Source organism: Pseudomonas sp. P1.8 (genome assembly GCF_001269805.1).
Classification (GTDB): domain Bacteria; phylum Pseudomonadota; class Gammaproteobacteria; order Pseudomonadales; family Pseudomonadaceae; genus Aquipseudomonas.
Genome location: NZ_LHVM01000011.1, coordinates 57,378 through 76,831 on the forward strand (window position 1 = coordinate 57,378; position 19,454 = coordinate 76,831).

Annotated in this window: 21 protein-coding genes; 15 read left to right on the forward strand and 6 right to left on the reverse strand. The window is 59.0% G+C overall.

The window, feature by feature from the left end; translation table 11 throughout:
• The first annotated feature begins 10 nt into the window (after positions 1 to 10).
• The 7 genes from catC to AD668_RS10680 all read left to right on the forward strand — a co-directional run bounded on the left by catC (position 11) and on the right by AD668_RS10680 (position 6,425).
• A complete protein-coding gene (gene catC / locus AD668_RS10650) occupies positions 11 to 301 on the forward strand; it encodes a muconolactone Delta-isomerase (protein ID WP_008053771.1) in 291 nt (96 codons plus the stop codon).
• Between the two features lie 53 nt (positions 302 to 354).
• Positions 355 to 1,284 (forward strand): catechol 1,2-dioxygenase, encoded by a 930-nt coding sequence (gene catA, locus AD668_RS10655; RefSeq protein ID WP_053158144.1) that lies wholly within the window; start codon positions 355 to 357, stop codon positions 1,282 to 1,284.
• Between the two features lie 168 nt (positions 1,285 to 1,452).
• Entirely contained in the window at positions 1,453 to 2,412 is a 960-nt protein-coding gene (locus tag AD668_RS10660; RefSeq protein WP_053158147.1) for an AraC family transcriptional regulator, read from the forward strand.
• Between the two features lie 218 nt (positions 2,413 to 2,630).
• Complete coding sequence (benA, locus tag AD668_RS10665) at positions 2,631 to 3,995, forward strand: benzoate 1,2-dioxygenase large subunit (RefSeq protein WP_053158151.1); 1,365 nt, start codon at positions 2,631 to 2,633, stop codon at positions 3,993 to 3,995.
• Positions 3,992 to 4,480, forward strand: coding sequence for a benzoate 1,2-dioxygenase small subunit (gene benB / locus AD668_RS10670; protein ID WP_053158154.1), 489 nt, complete (start codon positions 3,992 to 3,994; stop codon positions 4,478 to 4,480). The genes benA and benB overlap by 4 nt, the downstream gene beginning before the upstream one ends.
• A 10-nt stretch (positions 4,481 to 4,490) precedes the next feature.
• Positions 4,491 to 5,504, forward strand: a complete 1,014-nt coding sequence (gene benC / locus AD668_RS10675; protein ID WP_053158160.1) for a benzoate 1,2-dioxygenase electron transfer component BenC — start codon at positions 4,491 to 4,493, stop codon at positions 5,502 to 5,504.
• A gap of 147 nt (positions 5,505 to 5,651) precedes the next feature.
• A complete protein-coding gene (locus AD668_RS10680) occupies positions 5,652 to 6,425 on the forward strand; it encodes a 1,6-dihydroxycyclohexa-2,4-diene-1-carboxylate dehydrogenase (protein ID WP_053158163.1) in 774 nt (257 codons plus the stop codon).
• Here the strand turns inward: AD668_RS10680 and AD668_RS10685 are convergent.
• Complete coding sequence (locus AD668_RS10685; protein WP_053158165.1) at positions 6,422 to 6,784, reverse strand: NUDIX hydrolase; 363 nt, start codon at positions 6,782 to 6,784, stop codon at positions 6,422 to 6,424. The genes AD668_RS10680 and AD668_RS10685 overlap by 4 nt on opposite strands.
• 218 nt (positions 6,785 to 7,002) lie before the next feature.
• On the opposite strand from AD668_RS10685, the gene AD668_RS10690 reads away from it, so the two are divergent.
• Complete coding sequence (locus AD668_RS10690) at positions 7,003 to 7,203, forward strand: SPOR domain-containing protein (RefSeq protein WP_053158168.1); 201 nt, start codon at positions 7,003 to 7,005, stop codon at positions 7,201 to 7,203.
• A gap of 36 nt (positions 7,204 to 7,239) precedes the next feature.
• Here the strand turns inward: AD668_RS10690 and AD668_RS10695 are convergent, their stop codons facing one another.
• The gene (locus AD668_RS10695; protein ID WP_053158171.1) at positions 7,240 to 7,503 is read right to left on the reverse strand and encodes a hypothetical protein; all 264 of its coding nucleotides are present in this window, start codon (positions 7,501 to 7,503) and stop codon (positions 7,240 to 7,242) included.
• A 168-nt stretch (positions 7,504 to 7,671) separates the two neighbouring features.
• Between AD668_RS10695 and AD668_RS10700 the strand changes: the two genes are divergently transcribed.
• A complete protein-coding gene (locus tag AD668_RS10700) occupies positions 7,672 to 7,857 on the forward strand; it encodes a hypothetical protein (RefSeq protein WP_053158174.1) in 186 nt (61 codons plus the stop codon).
• 103 nt (positions 7,858 to 7,960) lie between these two features.
• A complete protein-coding gene (locus tag AD668_RS10705) occupies positions 7,961 to 8,296 on the forward strand; it encodes a hypothetical protein (protein WP_053158177.1) in 336 nt (111 codons plus the stop codon).
• 3 nt (positions 8,297 to 8,299) lie between these two features.
• Here the strand turns inward: AD668_RS10705 and AD668_RS10710 are convergent, their stop codons facing one another.
• A complete protein-coding gene (locus AD668_RS10710) occupies positions 8,300 to 8,857 on the reverse strand; it encodes an Rrf2 family transcriptional regulator (protein WP_053158180.1) in 558 nt (185 codons plus the stop codon).
• A gap of 315 nt (positions 8,858 to 9,172) precedes the next feature.
• On the opposite strand from AD668_RS10710, the gene AD668_RS10715 reads away from it, so the two are divergent.
• The 4 genes from AD668_RS10715 to AD668_RS10730 all read left to right on the forward strand — a co-directional run bounded on the left by AD668_RS10715 (position 9,173) and on the right by AD668_RS10730 (position 13,742).
• On the forward strand, positions 9,173 to 10,375 hold the full coding sequence (locus AD668_RS10715; protein ID WP_053158183.1) for an NAD(P)/FAD-dependent oxidoreductase: 1,203 nt from the start codon (positions 9,173 to 9,175) through the stop codon (positions 10,373 to 10,375).
• Between the two features lie 130 nt (positions 10,376 to 10,505).
• Positions 10,506 to 11,795 (forward strand): FAD-binding oxidoreductase, encoded by a 1,290-nt coding sequence (locus AD668_RS10720; protein WP_053158186.1) that lies wholly within the window; start codon positions 10,506 to 10,508, stop codon positions 11,793 to 11,795.
• 25 nt (positions 11,796 to 11,820) lie between these two features.
• Complete coding sequence (locus AD668_RS10725) at positions 11,821 to 12,375, forward strand: helix-turn-helix domain-containing protein (RefSeq protein WP_053158190.1); 555 nt, start codon at positions 11,821 to 11,823, stop codon at positions 12,373 to 12,375.
• A 20-nt stretch (positions 12,376 to 12,395) separates the two neighbouring features.
• A complete protein-coding gene (locus AD668_RS10730; protein WP_053158194.1) occupies positions 12,396 to 13,742 on the forward strand; it encodes a glutamine synthetase family protein in 1,347 nt (448 codons plus the stop codon).
• Between the two features lie 616 nt (positions 13,743 to 14,358).
• Here AD668_RS10730 and AD668_RS10740 read toward each other — a convergent pair.
• Together AD668_RS10740 and AD668_RS10745 are read right to left on the reverse strand one after the other, a co-directional pair.
• Positions 14,359 to 15,402 (reverse strand): LLM class flavin-dependent oxidoreductase, encoded by a 1,044-nt coding sequence (locus tag AD668_RS10740; RefSeq protein WP_053158200.1) that lies wholly within the window; start codon positions 15,400 to 15,402, stop codon positions 14,359 to 14,361.
• A 160-nt stretch (positions 15,403 to 15,562) separates the two neighbouring features.
• Positions 15,563 to 16,048 carry a flavin reductase family protein gene (locus AD668_RS10745; protein ID WP_053158203.1) on the reverse strand — a complete coding sequence of 162 codons (486 nt, stop codon included), beginning with the start codon at positions 16,046 to 16,048 and terminating at the stop codon, positions 15,563 to 15,565.
• A 324-nt stretch (positions 16,049 to 16,372) separates the two neighbouring features.
• On the opposite strand from AD668_RS10745, the gene AD668_RS10750 reads away from it, so the two are divergent.
• On the forward strand, positions 16,373 to 17,779 hold the full coding sequence (locus tag AD668_RS10750) for a cytosine permease (protein ID WP_053158206.1): 1,407 nt from the start codon (positions 16,373 to 16,375) through the stop codon (positions 17,777 to 17,779).
• Between the two features lie 99 nt (positions 17,780 to 17,878).
• Here the strand turns inward: AD668_RS10750 and mhpT are convergent, their stop codons facing one another.
• A complete protein-coding gene (gene mhpT / locus AD668_RS10755; protein WP_053158209.1) occupies positions 17,879 to 19,096 on the reverse strand; it encodes a 3-(3-hydroxy-phenyl)propionate transporter MhpT in 1,218 nt (405 codons plus the stop codon).
• Positions 19,097 to 19,454 lie beyond the last annotated feature (358 nt).

Sequence of the window (19,454 nt, forward strand, 5' to 3'; positions counted from 1 at the left end):
GGAGAGCATTATGCTGTTCCACGTAAAAATGACCGTGAACCTGCCGGTCGACATGAATCCCGAAGCCGCCGCCAAACTCAAGGCTGACGAGAAGGCCCTGGCCCAGCGTCTGCAAGAGCAGGGCAAGTGGCGTCACCTGTGGCGCATCGCCGGACACTACGCCAACTACAGCGTGTTCGATGTCGACAGCGTTCAGGAACTGCATGACCTGTTGATGCAATTGCCGCTGTTTCCGTACATGGCCATCGAAATCGATGCGATGTGCCGGCATCCTTCTTCCATCCGTGACGATGACCGCTGAGCCCAGCCTGTTCAGCTCGCTACGCCAAATAATTACAAGATGAGGAACCCAGAATGAACGTCAAGATTTCCCACACTGCCGAAGTCCAGAAATTTCTCGAAGAAGCCAGCGGCCTGCATAACGACGCCGGCGATTCTCGGACCAAGGCGCTGATCTACCGCATCCTGCGTGATTCGGTGAACATCATCGAAGACCTGGCCGTAACCCCGGAAGAATTCTGGAAAGCGGTCAACTACCTGAACGTGCTGGGCGCTCGCCAGGAAGCCGGGCTGGTGGTGGCCGGTCTCGGTCTGGAGCACTATCTCGACCTGCTGATGGATGCCGAAGACGAACAGGCCGGTAAATCCGGTGGCACCCCGCGTACCATCGAGGGCCCACTGTACGTGGCGGGTGCTCCGCTGTCTGAAGGCGAAGCGCGTCTGGACGATGGCGTCGATCCGGGTGTGACCCTGTTCATGCAAGGCCGTGTGTTCAACACCGCAGGCGAACCCCTGGCCGGCGCCGTGGTAGACGTCTGGCACGCCAACACCGGTGGTACTTATTCGTACTTCGATGCCACGCAGTCGGAATTCAACCTGCGTCGCCGCATCGTCACTGACGCTGAAGGCCGCTACCGCTTCCGCAGCATCGTGCCGTCGGGTTACGGCTGCCCACCGGACGGTCCGACCCAGCAACTGCTCGATCAACTGGGCCGTCATGGCCAGCGTCCGGCCCACGTGCACTTCTTCATCTCCGCACCGGACCATCGCCACCTGACCACCCAGATCAACCTGGATGGTGAAAAGTACCTGCATGACGATTTCGCCTACGCCACCCGTGACGAGCTGATCGCCAAGATCACCTTCAGCGACGATCAGGAACGTGCGGCGGCCCATGGCGTCAGCGGGCGTTTTGCCGAAATCGAATTCGATTTCACCCTGCAGTCGACCGCGCAGCCTGAAGAACAGCAGCGCCACGAGCGGGTCCGCGCACTCGAGGACTGATAGCACAATCCTGTAGGAGCGAGCTTGCTCGCGAGGGTCGTTAACGATAACGCGTGTTTACCGGCTAAACGCGGCGTTCTCGAGACCCTCGCGAGCAAGCTCGCTCCTACAAGGGTTTCGGTTCTAGAATGGAGCGACGCAACCTATAACAACAATGAGAGTGACCCGATGATGCAAGCTCAACTGTTGAGTCAGCGCAGCAGAGTATTCGACCATGCCGACCCGTATGCGGTGTCCGGCTACGTCAATCAGCACGTCGGTAACCACTGCATTCTCATGCCCCGTGCCGGCAACCCGCTGGCCAGTCTCGACCATCGCAAGTTCGCCAGCCTCGACCTGTGCCGTATCAGCTACGGCGCCAGTGTGCGGGTAACCTCGGGCGCGCTGGAGAATATCTATCACCTTCAGGTATTGCTGCGCGGCAACTGCCTGTGGCGCGGCCACGGCCAGGAACATTACTTCGCCCCCGGCGAATTGCTGCTGATCAACCCCGACGATCCGGTGGACCTGACCTATTCCGACGATTGCGAAAAATTCATCCTCAAAGTCCCCACCCGGTTGTTCGAGTCGGTTTGCGATGAGCAGCGCTGGCGCTATCCGGGGCAGGGCGTACGGTTCCTCGAGAACCGTTATCAACTCGATGAGCTGGAAGGCTTCGTCAACCTGCTGGCGATGATTTGCCAGGAAGCCGAGTCCAGCGAGCAAATCCCCAAGGTGCAGGAGCATTACACGCAGATCATCGTCAGCAAGATGCTCAGCTTGATGAAAACCAACGTCAGCCGTCTGGAGCTGTGCTCGCAGACGGCCACGTTCGAAGCGATTGCCGATTACATCGCCAGTAACCTCAAGCAGGACATCGACAGCGAAGCACTGGCGCGCCAGGCCCACATGAGTCTGCGCTCGCTGTATGGCCTGTTCGAGCGCAATGCCGGCCTTACGCCAAAAAACTACCTGCGCCAGAAGCGCCTGGAACGCATCAACGCCTGCCTGAGCGACCCGACCTGCAACGTGCGCAACGTCACGGAAGTGGCGATGGATTACGGCTTCCTGCACCTGGGACGGTTCTCCGACAGCTACCGCAAGCAGTTCGGCGAATTGCCGTCCGATACCCTCAAACGCCGCCACTGAATCACCACAACCCCCTGTAGGAGCCGGCTTGCTGGCGATGGCGTCAGCCCAGACACATCGCATCGCCTGAATCGCCAGCAAGCCGGCTCCTACAGTTAGCGGTGTCGCAACGTTCACTTGCACAAAACGGATAAAGGTCTGCACCCCGCGGATAGTTCACCCCATCCCCCCGTCCTAGCATGACCCCTGCCTGAACAATAACAATGGAGGCGGCGGCCATGACCCTGCGACCCGAGTATGTGCATTCCCTGCTTGAAGACGATCCCGAGCAGGGTCTCTATCGCTGTAAACGCGAGATGTTCACCGACCCCCGGTTGTTCGATCTGGAGATGGAACACATCTTCGAGGGCAACTGGCTGTACCTGGCCCACGAAAGCCAGATCCCCAACATCAACGATTTCTACACCACCACCATGGGGCGCCAGTCGATCTTCATCGCGCGCAACAAGGACGGTGTGCTCAACGCCTTCATCAACGCCTGCAGCCATCGCGGTGCGACCCTGTGCCGGCACAAGTCCGGCAACAAGAGCTCCTACACCTGCCCGTTCCATGGCTGGACCTTCAACAACTCCGGCAAGCTGCTCAAGGTCAAGGATCCGGCCAACGCCGGCTACCCTTCGAGCTTCAACTGCGAAGGCTCCCACGACCTGACCAAGGTTGCGCGTTTCGAGTCCTATCGCGGCTTCCTGTTTGGCAGCCTCAAGGCTGATGTACTGCCGCTGGTGGAGCACCTGGGCGAGTCGGCGAAGATCATCGACATGATCGTCGACCAGTCCGCCGATGGCCTGGAAGTACTGCGCGGTTCCTCCAGCTACATCTACGAAGGCAACTGGAAGCTCACCGCCGAAAACGGCGCCGACGGCTACCACGTAAGCTCAGTGCACTGGAACTACGCGGCCACACAGAACCAGCGCAAGCAACGTGAAGCCGGTGACACCAACCCAACCATGAGCGCCGGCAGCTGGGCCAAGCAGGGTGGCGGTTTCTACTCCTTCGACAAGGGCCACATGCTGCTCTGGACCCGTTGGTCCAACCCCGAGGACCGTCCGCTGTACGAGCGCCGCGATGAGCTGGCGCAAGACTTTGGCAAGGCCCGCGCCGACTGGATGATCGAGAACTCGCGCAACCTGTGCCTGTACCCGAACGTGTACCTGATGGACCAGTTCAGCTCGCAGATCCGCATCGCGCGGCCGATCTCGGTCAACCGCACGGAAATCACCATCTACTGCATCGCCCCCAAAGGCGAAAGCGATCACGCCCGTTCCAGCCGGATTCGTCAGTACGAGGATTTCTTCAACGTCAGCGGCATGGCCACACCGGACGATCTGGAAGAGTTCCGCTCCTGCCAGACCAGTTACCAGGGCAGCGTCACCACCTGGAACGACATGTCCCGGGGTGCCGAGCACTGGATTGAGGGTGCCGACGAGGCAGCCAAGGAAATCGACCTGCATCCGCTGCTCAGTGGTGTGCGCACCGAAGACGAGGGCCTGTTCGTGCTGCAACACAAATACTGGCAGCAGACCATGCTCAAGGCCCTGGCGGCCGAGCAGTCGAAGCTGATCGCCGTGGAGGACGTGCAATGAGCATTTCCTATGAAGCAGTGCGTGATTTCCTCTACCGCGAAGCGCGCTACCTCGACGATCGCCAGTGGGATGAATGGCTGGAGCTGTACGCCCCCGACGCGACGTACTGGATGCCGTCCTGGGACGACAACGACGAATTGACCGAGGACCCGCAGCGGGAAATCTCGCTGATCTGGTACGGCAACCGCACGGGCCTGGAAGACCGCATCTTCCGCATCAAGACCGAGCGTTCCAGCGCCAGCGTGCCGGACACTCGCACCTCGCACAACATCAGCAACATCGAGCTGCTCGAACAGGCCGACGGGCTGTGCAAGGTGCGCTTCAACTGGCACACCTTGAGTTTTCGCTACAAGACCGTCGACAGCTATTTCGGCAGCAGTTTCTACACCCTCGATGTGCGCGGTGAAAACCCGTTGATCAAGGCCAAGAAAGTGATCCTGAAGAACGACTACGTTCGTCAGGTCATCGATGTTTACCACTTGTGAGACTGCCGTCATGACCCATTCCATTGCGTTCAATTTCGAAGACGGCGTCACTCGGTTCATCGACGCCAATGTCGGCGAAACCGTGGCCGATGCCGCGTACCGCCAGGGCATCAATATTCCGCTGGACTGCCGCGATGGCGCTTGCGGTACCTGCAAGTGTTTTGCCGAAGCCGGTCGTTACGATCTGGGCGAGGAATACATCGAAGACGCCCTCAGCCCTGAAGAGGCCGAGCAAGGTTTTGTCCTGACCTGCCAGATGCGCGCCCAGAGCGATTGCGTGGTGCGCGTACCGACGTCCTCTGAAGTCTGCCGCACCCGTCAGGCCAGCTACGACGCGACCATCAGTGCCGTGCGCCAGTTGTCCGACAGCACCATCGCGCTGTCGATCAAGGGCGATTCCCTGAGCAAACTGGCGTTTCTGCCGGGGCAATACGTGAACCTGGGGATTCCCGGCAGCGAGCAGACTCGCGCCTATTCGTTCAGCTCGTTGCAGCGCGACGGTGAGGTCAGTTTCCTGATCCGCAACGTCCCTGGCGGCCTGATGAGCAGTTTCCTCACCGGCATGGCCAAGGCGGGTGACAGCATGAGCCTGGCCGGTCCTTTGGGCAGTTTTTATCTGCGCGACATCCGCCGTCCGCTGTTGCTGCTGGCCGGGGGCACGGGGTTGGCACCTTTCACTGCCATGCTGGAGAAAATCGCCGAGCAGGGCAGCGAACATCCGCTGCATCTGATCTATGGCGTGACCCACGATTTCGACCTGGTGGAGCTTGATCGCCTGGAAGCCTTCGCTTCACGTATCCCCAATTTCAGCTTCAGCGCCTGCGTCGCCAGCCCGGACAGTCAGCACCCGCTCAAGGGCTACGTGACCCAGCACATCGAGCCCAAGCATCTGAACGATGGCGACGTCGACGTGTACCTGTGCGGCCCGCCGCCGATGGTCGAGGCGGTGAGCCAGTTCATTCGTGAGCAAGGCATCGCACCTGCGAACTTCTACTACGAAAAATTCGCCGCCAGCGCGGCGTGACCGTTCTGCGCGATTAAGCCCCGTGTAGGAGCTGTCGAGTGTAACGAGGCTGCGATCTTTTGGATTGTTGAAAAAACAGAGGAAAAGATCGCAGCCTTCGGCAGCTCCTACGGGGTCTGGTGGCGTCATTCAGATCTTGAGGTGTTCATGAACAGATTCCACGAAAAAGTCGCGCTGATCACTGGCGCGGCCCAAGGCATTGGGCGCCGGGTTGCCGAGCGCATGGCCGCAGAGGGCGCGAAGCTGATCCTGGTGGATCGCTCCGAACTGGTGTTCGAGTTGCAGCAGCAATTGGCGCCGACCACTGAGGTCCTGGCCCTGACCGCCGATCTCGAACAGTACGAAGAGTGCAATCGAGTCATGCAAGCCGCCGTCGAACGTTTCGACCGTCTCGATGTGCTGATCAACAACGTCGGTGGCACGATTTGGGCCAAGCCGTTCGAGCATTACGAAGCGTCGCAGATTGAAGCCGAGGTCCGCCGATCGTTGTTTCCTACTTTGTGGTGCTGCCATGCGGCGCTGCCGATCATGCTGGGGCAGGGCAGTGGAGCAATCGTCAACGTTTCGTCCATCGCCACCCGCAGTGTCAACCGCGTGCCCTACGGTGCGGCGAAGGGCGGAGTGAACGCGCTGACCGCGTGCCTGGCATTCGAAGTCGCCGATCGGGGTGTCCGAGTCAACGCCACGGCGCCCGGTGGAACCGAAGCGCCACCGCGGCGCGTTCCGCGCAACGCTGCCGAGCAGAGTGAGCAGGAGAAGGTCTGGTATCAGCAGATCGTCGATCAGACCCTCGACAGCAGTTTGATGAAGCGCTACGGCACGCTGGATGAACAGGCGGGCGCCATTCTGTTTCTGGCCAGCGATGATGCGTCCTATATCACCGGCATGGTCATGCCGGTGGGCGGCGGCGACCAGGGCTAAAGGCGACGCACAAACGCTCTGACGATGCTCAGCGTGGCATCGCTGATGTTCAGGTTGTGCACCGTTTCCAGTGGATGCCAGATGCAGTCGATGATTTCGTTTTGCGCCCGGACCTGATGCAGATTGAGCACCGACACCTCATAGACATGGTGTCGAGTGCTGCCTGATTTGAATTCCATCAGGTAAACCAGTTCGTCGACCTGCAGTCCGGTTTCTTCCTGCAATTCACGGATGGCCGCACCGGCCACGGTTTCCCCCCATTCGACCTTGCCACCGGGCAACGTCCAGCGACCTCCCGCCTTGCGTACCAGAAGCACGTGCCGATCCTGCTCACAGATGATCGTTGCGCGTATTTTCATGGCTACCCCGATTTACGCTTGTCATCGAACAGGCACAAAAATGCAGCATCAGGTACAGAACCCTCTTGACTGCCATCGGAATAGTTTGAGCTGTACTTGCCCTGCAAAGTGCAATCGAAATCCGGAATTTCTGCGGCGACGTCTGGTCGGTATTTTGGAGAACGGTCGGTGTAAGGTAAGCAAGTCAACCTGATATCACTGCCGAGAAGGAGGTGACTATGAGCGTACCGATGCTGAACAAAATGCATATGAACGGTTATGACGTACTCAGCGTAAACAACGGTCCCTGGCGGGTCTGCACCCAGGGTGACCGGCTTGGCTCGTTCGACAGTCGGGAAGAGGCATTGGCGTTTGCCGCGTCATTGCCTGGCTACAGAGCCCGCGCTGGCAAGTCTTCGGACAACCAGCCAACAAAATGAAAGCAGCTTTGAAGCCCCGGTTCGCCGGGGCTTTTTTCATGCATCTTTGAGGGTTTCGCCTTCTTCATGCCGGTTTCGACTGATGAGTTTGGCTTTCACTTCTTCGGCATAACCCGACAGTTTTTCTTCATCACCCTGAAATAGCGCGCACAGCCGCTGGATTGCTTGCGCATCGGCTTCATTTCCGGACTGCCGCAATTGTTGCTCAATACGCAGGAGCTCCACCGCTGACCATCGCAAATCCGAAGCAAGACCTTGCAGATCGCGCCGAAGTTGCTGTTCCGATTCGTTTAGCCACATGACGATCTCCCGAATATTGCCCTCCGAAATTTTAGACCCGTTTGCTGATTGCGGTGTTGTGTTCGTCTGATTCAACGCTGTTTCCACTGGTCGGAAAAAAGCACGCGAACGGGCTGCTCCGCTGTCCTACTCAAGTGCCGGCAATTCAGCAGGCGGGGCGAGTTCGAAATGACCACTACCGATGATTTCAGGGCTCGGGCCCAAGAGCTTATGGTTGATTTGAATGCGGCCACCAACGAGATGATGAAGCTGGTTTCAGAACATCAACTCAGCGGGCCTGAATGGGAACGGGTCTCACAATGGCAGCATGAGGCACACGAAAGATGGATGGCGTATCTGAACCAGCGGAACTAACCGCAGGAAACGGTATCAATTTCAGCCGCTGAAGAATGTTTGACCATTCGCGGTTCAGGCGGTGACGCGCTACATTTTCTTTTTCAGGACATAAGGAAACATCATGCGGATGTTGATGGGGGGAAGCGTGCTGGCGTTGCTGGCCGGATGTTCGTTGCCGGCATCGCTGGTGCCGGGTGAGCCGAATGTCAGCAAATACAGTGAAAAGCCACCCAAGGAGTATGCGGCGTGCGTGTTGCCTCTTTGGCAGCATGAGGTCTCGAAGACGAGCCAGACCTCGATTTCAAACGGTTACCGTATCAACGCGCCAGGCATGATCTCGGCAGACGAAATTCTCGACATCGTCAAATCCAAGGACGGCAGCCGGGTCTCGCTGTACCAGGGACCGCCTTGGGCAAAATCCGGCGCCCTGCGCCAAGCGGTGCGCGACTGCCTCTGAGCGTCAATCACCGATATCGGTCACCGGGATCAGCGGGACGTCTTGGCTTGCGCTTTTCTTTTCCCGACGATCATTCATCCAGCTTTCCACTTTGACGCCGAACTCCGGCGGGGATTTTCGTCCGACCTTTCTGGCGATATCCAGAATGGTTTGCTGGGCGAGCGCCTCTTCCATGCGCTTCTGCGCGACCATCATTGCGCCATGCACTGAACACGGGCCGTCCAGCGCCCAATCGGGCGGCGAGCCCTCGAACAGCGCGCAGCGGCCACGAATCTCCCGGCACTCGAAAATCGACTTTCGACCGTCAATGGCGCTGACGACATCCAGCAGTGTGATTTCGTCAGCAGGCCGCGCCAGTTTGAACCCGCCGCGCATGCCTTCCGTGGCCACCACCAGTTTGCCTTTCGCCAGTTTGGTGAAGATCTTCGCCAGATAATCCTGGGGCACGCCTTGCAGGTCGGCCAGGTCGCGCACGCTCGCTTCGCGCGAATCGCCACCGTTACCGACCAGGAAAAGCAGGCAGTGGATGCCGTATTCGACCCCCGCGCTGTAAAGAGACATGTGTATCTCCGACTTGATTAGTCGTAAATGTTAACAGTCGACCGTCATCCAGGCAACGAGCGGTCGTCTCCACCCTTTTTTTATCTAAGGGATATTTCGCGTGAAACGCGGACTATAAGGTTCCGAGATGGCTGATCACGATTCTCGACAGCGACGCTGAAGAAAAACGTGTTGCGTCATTTGACTTGGATCGATACAGTCGTAGTTCTTCGGTCGACAGAGGCGAATGCCACGTGTGGTCGTGTCGATCTCATGCCCGCTCCTGATGAGCGTGACCCTAAACGGTTTCAATCCTGGTTATCCTCGGAGTCAAAAATGAAGCAGCACATTCTGGTAATCGGCGCAGGTTTCGGTGGCATGTGGACCGCTTTGAGCGCCACGCGTCTGTTCAACATTCACGGTCATGACGGCGTAGAAGTGACCGTGCTGGCGCCTCAGGCCGAGCTGAGGGTGCGACCGCGCTTCTATGAGCCAAACGCTCATCAACTGGCCGCTCCGATTGGTGATTTGTTTGACGCGGTGGGCGTGAAGTTCATCAAAGGCGCGGCGCAGACCATCAACGTCGAGCAAAAACAGGTTGGCTACGTTGATGCATCGGGTACCCGGCAAATCTGCAGTTACGACAAACTCGTTCTCGCCACCGGCAGCCGCCTGGCCGCGCCGAACACACCGGGCGTCGCCGAGCATGCGTTCGACGTCGATCAGATCGAACAGGCCGTGAGTCTTGAGAACCACCTCAAATCCCTGGCCGACCAGCCCGCAAGCAGGGCGCGCAACACGGTCGTGGTGGCCGGTGGCGGTTTCACCGGGATCGAGACAGCCACTGAAATGCCGTCGCGTCTGCGCGCCATTCTTGGAGAGGGTGCTGACATTGAAGTGATAGTCGTCGATCGCGGCGAGAAAATTGGCGGCTCGATGGGCGAGGAAATTGCACAATCAATCGTCGAAGCGAGCGTGGCGACAGGCGTGAAATGGCATCTCAAAGCGTCGGTCGTTTCGGTGGATGCCAAGGGTGTGAACCTCTCCGACGGCACGCGCATCGATGCCAACACCGTGATCTGGACCACCGGTGTGCGCGCCAGCTCCCTGACCGAGCAGATTCCCGCCGAACGCGATCACCTTGGCCGCCTGCATGTCGACGCGCATCTGAAAGTCATTGGTCAGGACGATATCTTCGCTACCGGCGACGTGGCGTATGCCGCTTCCGATGCAATCGGCAACTTCGCCTTGATGACCTGTCAGCACGCGATTGTGTTGGGGCGCCACGCCGGCAACAACGTGGCCGCGCAGATTCTCGGTGTGGACCCGACGCCGTACAGCCAGCCGAAATACGTGACCTGCCTTGATCTCGGTGCCTGGGGCGCGGTGTACACCGAAGGTTGGGACCGTCAGGTCAAACTGGTGAAGGAAGAAGCCAAGGCGCTGAAAACCCAGATCAACACCCAGTGGATCTATCCGCCGGCCGCTGACCGCGATGCCGCATGGGCCGCTGCAGATCCATTGATTCCGATTGCCTGATACGCGTGGCTGAACCCAAAAATCCCGCCCGGACTCTCCCGGGCGGGATTTTTTTTGGCTCGAATTGCTCGTGTGAAATTTATCGTGTAACTTTTCATGAAATTATAAATAGAAAATTTCATGAGGCCGTATGTTTCAGCAGTCTACGCAGCATGTCGCCAGTTACTACGCCCACACGTGCACTGATCGGCTGGTAGATCGCGCGGCGCTGGAAGGCGAGCAGGACACCGACGTGGTGATCATCGGCGCCGGTTTCAGCGGACTGCATACGGCCTTGCGCCTGGCGTTGGCCGGCAAGCGCGTTACGGTGCTGGAAGCCAGCCGGGTAGCCTGGGCGGCTTCCGGGCGCAATGGCGGCCAGGCCATTCTCGGTTGGTCGTGCGACATGCCACCGCTGGAAGCGGCGCTGGGCTATGAACGGGCGCGACGTTTGTGGGACGGCATGCGCTGGGCGGCGCGAGAGTTGCGCGACTTGCCCGGACGCCATGGTTTTGATTGCGACTACCGCCCCGGTCACCTGTGGACGTCGGTGATGCCGCGCCGGGTGAGCCTGTTGACTGAATGGCAACACGAGGCCAGTCACAAGTGGGGCCACGACGGCCTGCAATTTGTCGAGCGCCGCGATTTACCGAAGTGGGTCGCCAGCGAGCGCTATCAGGCAGGTCTGTTCGACCCTGAAGGCGGTCATTTGAATCCGCTGAAACTGGCCCTCGGCCTGGCGGATGCGATTGAACAGGCCGGTGGTCGCATCCATGAACTCAGCAAGGCGCTGAGCTATCGCGAGGAGGGCGACGGGTTCGTGGTCACCACCGAGCGCGGCCGCATTCGCGCCGATGTGCTGGTGCTGGCGTGCAACGCTTACCTCGATCAACTTGATCCGCAGTTGTCGAGTTGCGTGTTGCCCGTCGGCACCTATCAGGTGGCGACCGCTCCGCTGGCGAAGGAGCTGGTCACCGCGCTGCTGCCGAGCAATGTGTGCGTCACCGACAACCAGTTCGTCCTCGATTACTTCCGGCGCACGCCGGACAACCGCCTGCTGTTCGGCGGTGGCTGCACCTATCTGGGTGGCATGCCCAAAGACATCGCTGCCGCCACCCGACCGTTCCTCGAACGCGTATTTCCCCAGCTCACCGATGTCGAACTGGAATTTGCCTGGGGTGGGCATATCGACCTGACCCTCAAGCGCACCCCGGATCTCGGCCGGCGCGGCGAGCTGTACTGGATGCAGGGCTATTCCGGGCATGGCGTGCTGCCGACACTGGCCGGTGCGCGGGCGATCTGCGATGCGATCCTGGGGCAACCGGACGAGTTGTCCCTGTATCAAGGCTTGAGCAACGGCAGTTTTCCCGGTGGAAAATACTTCGCGGCGCCGCTGGAAGCCATCGGCAAGGCCTGGTATCGACTGCGCGACAGCATTTGAAGCGACACTTTCTGGAAGCCTCTCGATGGACATGCAAGAAGAAATCTCGGCGCTGGCGATCCTGATCCAGGACCTGCGCAAGCATAAAAAGTACACGCTCAAGGAGCTGGCGGACAAAATCGGGCGCTCGGTCGGGTTTCTGTCCCAGGTCGAGCGCGGACTGTCGCGCCCGACCGTGGCGGACCTGACCGCCATCAGCGAAACCCTGGGCGTGCCGACCACTTATTTCTACAGCCTGCCCAAACCCATGGCCTTGCCTTGGGTCACCCGTCCGGATGAGCGGCGCACGTTGTACTACGCCGACGGCATCACCGACATCCTGGTTTCGCCCAAGATGCGCGCCTCCTTTTCGATGCTCGAAAGCCGGCTAGAGCCCGGTGCGAGCAGCGGTGACCGGCACATGAAGGACAGCTCCGAGCAGGGCGGTTACGTCCTGGAAGGGGAGTTGACCCTGTGGCTCGATGATAACGAACCGGTGACCCTGCGCACCGGCGACAGCTTTCAACTGGCCAGCCATGCGCATTGTCGCTACGGCAATCTTTCCGGCCACCCAACCCGCGTGCTCTGGGTTTACACCTGATAACAACAAGGAACGAAACGATGGATGCTGTGTGCTCTGAACTGCTGGCCGAGGTTCGCAACTTCCGCCACTGCAACCCCGACGTGCGTTACGTCGACCTGATCTCCCTGGACATTCCCGGGCATTTCTACGGCAAGCGCTACCCGGTCGAAATGCTCGAAAAAGTCGCCGCTGGCAGCGCGCTCAAGTTGCCGCAAAACTGCGTGCTGCTCGGCACCCAGGGTGGCTTGTTCAAGATTGGTGATTACTGCTTCAACGACGGAGATCCGGATGCGCTGCGGCGCCTGGTGCCCGGCACGCTCAAGCGCGTGAGCTGGGAAAAACAGCCGTTGGGCCAGATGTTGATCACCTCGGACGGCACTGAGAAGCCGATCGTCTTCGAACCCCGCGAAGTGCTGGCCCAGGTTCTGGCGCGGCTGCACCGTAAAGGTATTTTCCCGGTGGTGGCGTTCGAGTTGGAGTTCTACCTGTTCGACAGCCGCTTGAAGGACGGTCTGCCGCAGTTCCCTCGTGACGAGTTGACCGGTGACGCGGATGACCAGCCGAACATGCACATCGAACGCCTGTCGCGATTCGCCCCGGTGCTCGATGACATGGTCGAGACCGCGAGGGCTCAAGGCATCGAAGCCACGGTGATCACCGCCGAACTCGGTCCCGGCCAGTTCGAAATCAATTTCGGTCATTGCGATGACGGCCTGCGCGCCGCCGACTGGGCCGCCTTGTTTTGCCGTAGCACCCGGGGAGTGGCGCTCAAACACAATTACCGCGCCAGTTTCATGGCCAAACCGTATTTGCAGCACCCCGGTAGCGGCATGCATGTGCATGTGAGCCTGTACGACAAGGCCGGCAACAACCTGTTGGCGGCGAACGGCCAGCGCGCATTGCGCCACGCCGTCGCCGGTTGCCTGGACGTGCTACCGCACTGCATGCCGATTTTTGCCCCGAACCACAACGCCATGCGCCGCTTGAGCGGCACGGTGAATGTCGCGTCCCGTGCCAGTTGGGGCTTTGAAGATCGTGATGCGTGCCTGCGGGTGCCCGAGTCAGATCTCAAAAACCTGCGAATCGAACATCGCCTGGCGGGTGCCGATGCCAACCCGTATCTGGCGCTGGCGGCGATCCTGGTGGGGTTGGAACAAGGACTGGAAGGGGAGCGTGAGCCGATTGCACCGCTCAACGAAGACCGCAGCAGCGGCATCGATTTTCCGTTGGAAATGCTCGAAGCCGTGCAGGCCATGCAAAGCCATGCACCTCTGCGCGAAGGCTTAGGCGCTGAGTTTGTGGACGTCTATTGCGAAAACAAGCGACAGGATCATCTGGCATTTTTGCATGACATCAGCGCGAGGGAGTACCGTTGGTTTCTTTGAAAGACATAGAAAAATGATGATATTTAAGGGCTTGGCGCACTTAGTAACTGGATAGTGAACAAAAATATCTTGTTACAGCCGGAAATATTCCGTAATATCCGCGCCGCGTTCACCACCACGGTTTATGCATTTTTAAATCCCAGGCGTCCATCAGCTGCCTGGGATTTTTTTTGCCTGAAATTTGATAGGGGTAGAACCTGGCTGTTCAAAGCCTGTCGAGGCTCGTTCCAGCACGCAGTCTCGCAGCCTAAACCTGTAGGAGCCGGCTTGCCGGCGAACCGGGCAATGCAATGCGATGCATCAGGCTAGACGCCTTCGCTGGCAAGCCAGCGCCTACGAAGAGCCCGAATTCCTGCTTGGCCGAAACGCTGGCGCGCAGGCGCTTGAAATGCAGGTGCGAAGCGCTCCATTCACCGTGCAGGTATGCCTGCGCGGCGCCGGAGGGGAGGACGAGTGGGGGGAGACGATCAGTGATCATCGGAATCGATCTCCTGTAGGAGCGAGCCTGCTCGCGAAAAACTCTGGACAACTCGGTCATTCAAACGCCACGCGTTATCGTTGGCGTCCATCGCGAGCAGGTCGAATCGTCGCACCGTCGCTCCCACAGGACAAATGCCTACCGGAACGCTGGCACGACGTGTTTGATGAACAGCTCCAGGGATTTTTTCTTCTCCGCATGGGGCAGGCTGTTATCGCACCAGAAGCTGAATTCGTCGACGCCCAGTTCCTGGTAGTACTTGATGCGCGGAATGATTTCTTCCGGCGTACCGATCATGGCGGTTTTGTGCAGGCTTTCCAGTTCGAATTCCGGGCGGCCGGCGAATTTCTCCTCCGGGCTTGGCTCAAGGAAGCCATTGACCGGGGTGGTCTTGTTGCCGAACCAGGCATCGAAGGTGCGGTAAAACTTCGCAATCGCCCTGGCCCCGACTTTCCAGCCTTCGGCGTCTTCAGCGGTATGCACGTGGGTGTGACGCAGCACCATCAATTGCGGGCGCGGCACGTCCGGGTTGTTGTCCAGGGCGGCCTGGAATTTGTTCTTCAGATCGAGGACTTCTTCGTCGCCTTTCATCAGCGGCGTGACCATGACGTTGCAGCCGTTGGCTACGGCAAAATTGTGCGAGTCCGGGTCGCGAGCGGCGATCCACATCGGTGGGTTCGGCTGCTGGATCGGCTTGGGTACGCTGGTGGAGGTCGGGAATTTCCAGATGTCGCCGTCATGGGCATAGTCGCCTTGCCAGAGTGCGCGCACCACCGGGACCATTTCCCGCAAGGCCTGGCCGCCGCTGGAAGCGGGCATGCCACCGGCCATGCGATCGAATTCAACCTGATAAGCGCCACGGGCCAGGCCGACTTCCATGCGACCGTTGCTGATCACATCGAGCAACGCACATTCACCGGCCACCCGCAGCGGGTGCCAGAACGGCGCGATGATGGTGCCGGCGCCGAGGTGAATGGTGGTGGTCTTGCCCGCCAGATAAGCCAGCAACGGCATCGGGCTTGGCGAAATGGTGTACTCCATGGCGTGGTGTTCACCGATCCATACGGTGCTGAAACCACCGGCCTCAGCCATCAACGTCAGCTCGGTCAAGTCCTCGAACAACTGGCGGTGGCTGACGCTTTCGTCCCAACGTTCCATGTGTACGAACAGGGAAAACTTCATGACGCTTACCTCGGATCTTTTGTTATTGGCCTGTAGGCTCGGGTAATGTTTTTTAGGTATACCATAATACGTATTGTGGAGCAAAAGATCGCAGCCTTCGGCAGCTCCTACGGGCGCTCTCTCCTGTAGGAGCTGCCGAAGGCTGCGATCCTTTCAATGGTCAGGCCAGAACGGGCAGGGCACCCATCTTGCCGTGGCAATACACCAGCGGCCCGTTGCTCTGTTGGGGCACGATCAGGTTCTTCACCGCGCCAACCATGATCGCGTGGTCGCCCCCTTCATATTCGCGCCACAGTTCGCACTCGATGACCGCCGTCGCGTTGGCCAGGATCGGATTGCCCAACGCGCTCAACGTCCACTCGATGCCCTGCGCCTTGTCCTTGCCTTTACGGGCGAAGGCATAGGCTTCGCTTTGCTGGCCGCCGGACAGCACATGGATGGCAAAGCGTTTGTTCTTGATCAGGACGGGGTAGGAGTCGGAGCTGTAGTTGGGGCAGAACAGCACCAGCGCCGGGTCCATGGACAGTGAGCTGAAGGCGCTGGCGGTGAGGCCGACGATCTGCCCGTCGTCATCGAGGGTGGTGATCACGGTCACGCCGGAGGGGAACGAACCCATGACTTGTTTATAGATGGCGGCATCGATCATTGGACGGTCCTCGGGGGGTGTGACGCGGTTTTTATGTGTTTGTAGGTATGATGGTATACCGTAATACATCGTTTGCAAGGTCTTTTTAAGTGACCCGATAAACGTACGACATTCGTCTGAAAGTCAATGTTTACTGGGTTTTATGGCATGCAGGACTTAAGCGAATCGGGCAGGATGCCGGTGCAGATGCGGTTTCAAAGACCGGCTCAGTCTTGTTTAAAGTTTGGAATACCATAATATGGTTTGCATCTGAGGGGCGGCCAGCGAGTCCCCCCGGTTTGGCTTCATACAAAGATAAGAACAGACAAACTCGAGTTCATGCATATGTCCCAGATGTCCCGGCAAGATCCGTTGATCGAGAACCATACGGTCGACTACGTTCCACTCGCAGAGCGCCACGGGAAGGCCCGCGATCTATTCACCCTGTGGTTCAGCACCAACATCGCGCCACTGCCCATCGTGACCGGCGCCATGGTGGTCCAGGTGTTCCACCTCGATCTGCTCTGGGGTTTGCTGGCGATTGCGCTCGGACACATGGTCGGCGGACTGGTGATTGCTCTCGCCTCTGCGCAAGGGCCGCGCATGGGCATTCCGCAAATGGTGCAAAGCCGTGGGCAGTTCGGCCGTTACGGCGCGCTGTTGATCGTGTTTTTTGCGGCGCTGATCTACATCGGCTTCTTCATTTCCAACATCGTGCTGGCGGGCAAATCGATCGTCGGCATTGCGCCGTCGGTTCCGGTCCCGGCGAGCATCCTGCTCGGTGCGCTCAGTGCCACGGCCATCGGGGTGATTGGCTACCGCTTCATCCATACCCTCAACCGCATCGGCACCTGGGTGATGGGCAGTGCGTTGCTGGCCGGTTTCCTCTACATCTTTGCCCATGACCTGCCGGCGGACTTCTTCACTCGCGGTGGCTTCAACCTGTCCGGCTGGCTGGCCACCGTGTCGCTGGGGATTATCTGGCAGATCAGTTTCTCGCCATACGTGTCGGACTATTCTCGATACCTGCCGGCGGATATCGGCATCGCCCGGCCATTTTTCGCAACGTACCTGGGCGCGACGCTGGGCACGATCCTGTCGTTTACCTTCGGCGCCGTGGCGGTCCTGGCGACCCCGCAAGGCACCGAGGCGATGGCGGCAGTCAAGCAATCCACCGGTTGGCTCGGGCCGATCCTGATGGTCCTGTTTTTGCTCAACATCATCAGCCACAACGCCCTGAATCTGTATGGCGCTGTGCTGTCGATCATCACCTCGATTCAGACATTCGCCAGTCAGTGGACGCCGAGTATCAAGGTGCGCGTGGTGTTGTCGAGCATCGTGCTGGCCGGTTGCTGTGTGGTGGCGTTGGGCGCTTCGGCGGATTTCATTTCGCAATTCATCGGCCTGATTCTCGCACTGCTGCTGGTGTTGGTGCCGTGGGCTTCGATCAACCTGATCGACTTTTACCTGATCAAGCGTGGCCATTACGACATCGCCTCGATCTTCCGTGCTGACGGCGGGATCTATGGGCGCTTCAATCTGCACGCGATCATCGCCTGCTTCATCGGCATCATCGTGCAGCTGCCGTTCGCCAACACTTCGTTGTACGTCGGGCCGTACGCCAACCTGGTCGAAGGCGCCGACCTGTCCTGGCTGGTGGGACTGCTAGTGACGTGCCCGTTGTATTACTGTCTGGCGACTCGGGGCAAGGTGCAGGAGAGCGTGGCGAGCCGGTTGGGTTATACCGACTGATAACGTGAGGGAGAGCCTTGCTCGCGATGGACTCATGAACGCCGTGTTTAACCAGTCAACACGCGTAATCGTTAGTGACCATCGCGAGCATGCTCGCTCCTACAGAAGAGCTTGCGGTTGTGCCTCGGTTTTTGTACTGCTGCGGGCAATCACGGTAATGATCGACAGCGCGGCAATCACCAGTCCCGGTGAAGTCGCCAGCAGTACTCCCGCAGTCCCTGCGCCTGCAGCGAGGATCTGCCCGGCGGCCAAGGGACCGGCCACCGAACCCAGGCGACCGATGGCCACCGCTGCCCCGACACCGGTGGCGCGCACCGAGGTCGGATAGGACGGTGGCGCCAGCGCGTAGAGCACCAGTTGCGCCGCCATGACAAACAGGCCGACGGCAAACCCGGCGATCGCCATTTGCACGATACCCACCGACAGGCCGACCCCGGCCAGTGCCGCCAGCAAACCTGCGTACACGAACAATACGACCTTCAGACCGTTGCCGCGGTCGAGCATCACACCACCCAGCAACGAGCCGATGGCGCCGCCGATATTGAACAGCATCTGCACCATGCCCGCCTGAGGTTTGGTGAAACCCTGTGCCAGCAACAGCGACGGCAGCCAGTTGAGCAGCATGTACATCACAGTCAGGGTGAAGAAGTAACTCAGCCACAAGGCAAGGGTGTTGCGTGCACGGCCTTCGCCAAACAGCGCCTGGCCGGTGGAGGCGCGTGGGCTGGCAGTCGAAACATGTTGCTGGCGGAACACCGTGGACTCGGGCAGCAGCAGCGCCATCAACGGCACCACCAGCAAGGGCGTCAGGCCGCCGATGATAAAGGTGGTCTGCCAGTGTTCACTGGAAAACATCGCCACCACGGCCGCCAGTGCACCACCCAACGGCACGCCGCAATACATGACACTGATGGCGGTCCCTCGATGACGCTCGCTTACGGCCTCGGCACACAGGGCAATCAGGTTGGGCAGGGCGGCGCCCAGTCCCAGGCCGGTCATGAAGCGTACCAGCAACAGGCTGGTGTAGGTCTCGACATAGGCGGTGCAGAGCGAGAACACGCCGAACAGCAGTACGGCGCCGACAAGGATTTTCTTGCGACCGATACGATCGGCCACCCAGCCGCCAAAAAAAGCGCCGGGCAGCAAACCGATGATTCCGGCGCTGAACACCCAGCCCATCATCTTCGGGTCCAGGGCAAAGCTCTGGCGCAATCCGGCGGCGGCGGTGCCGGCAGCCTGCAGATCGAACCCTTCGATCAGCGCCACGATAAAGCACAAAGCGATTGTCAGCGTCGAGCGACGCGATGGACTGTCCATGGGTGAACCTCATTGTTGTTTTTGTTGTGGAGTCGAGCCATTCCGTTGCGCTCGGGCAAATGGATGTGATGGCTGGTTATTAAGATAACAAATATAACTAAAAAATGAATAATCTCTAAAAAAACACAAATAATTCAATTAAAACCATAAAAAACAACGGTTTAATTCATTGGTTAAGATGTTGTGGATAAATAGATAATAATATTAATGTTCGATTATCGGCTACTCATGGTTGACGATTGCCATCGGCTGTTTCCATTCTCTGCCTGCGAAGCCGACTGCCCTGTGGTCGTCAGGCATTCAGAACAACAATAAAAATGGAAACAGCCGATGGCAATCGTCAACCATGAGTAGCCGA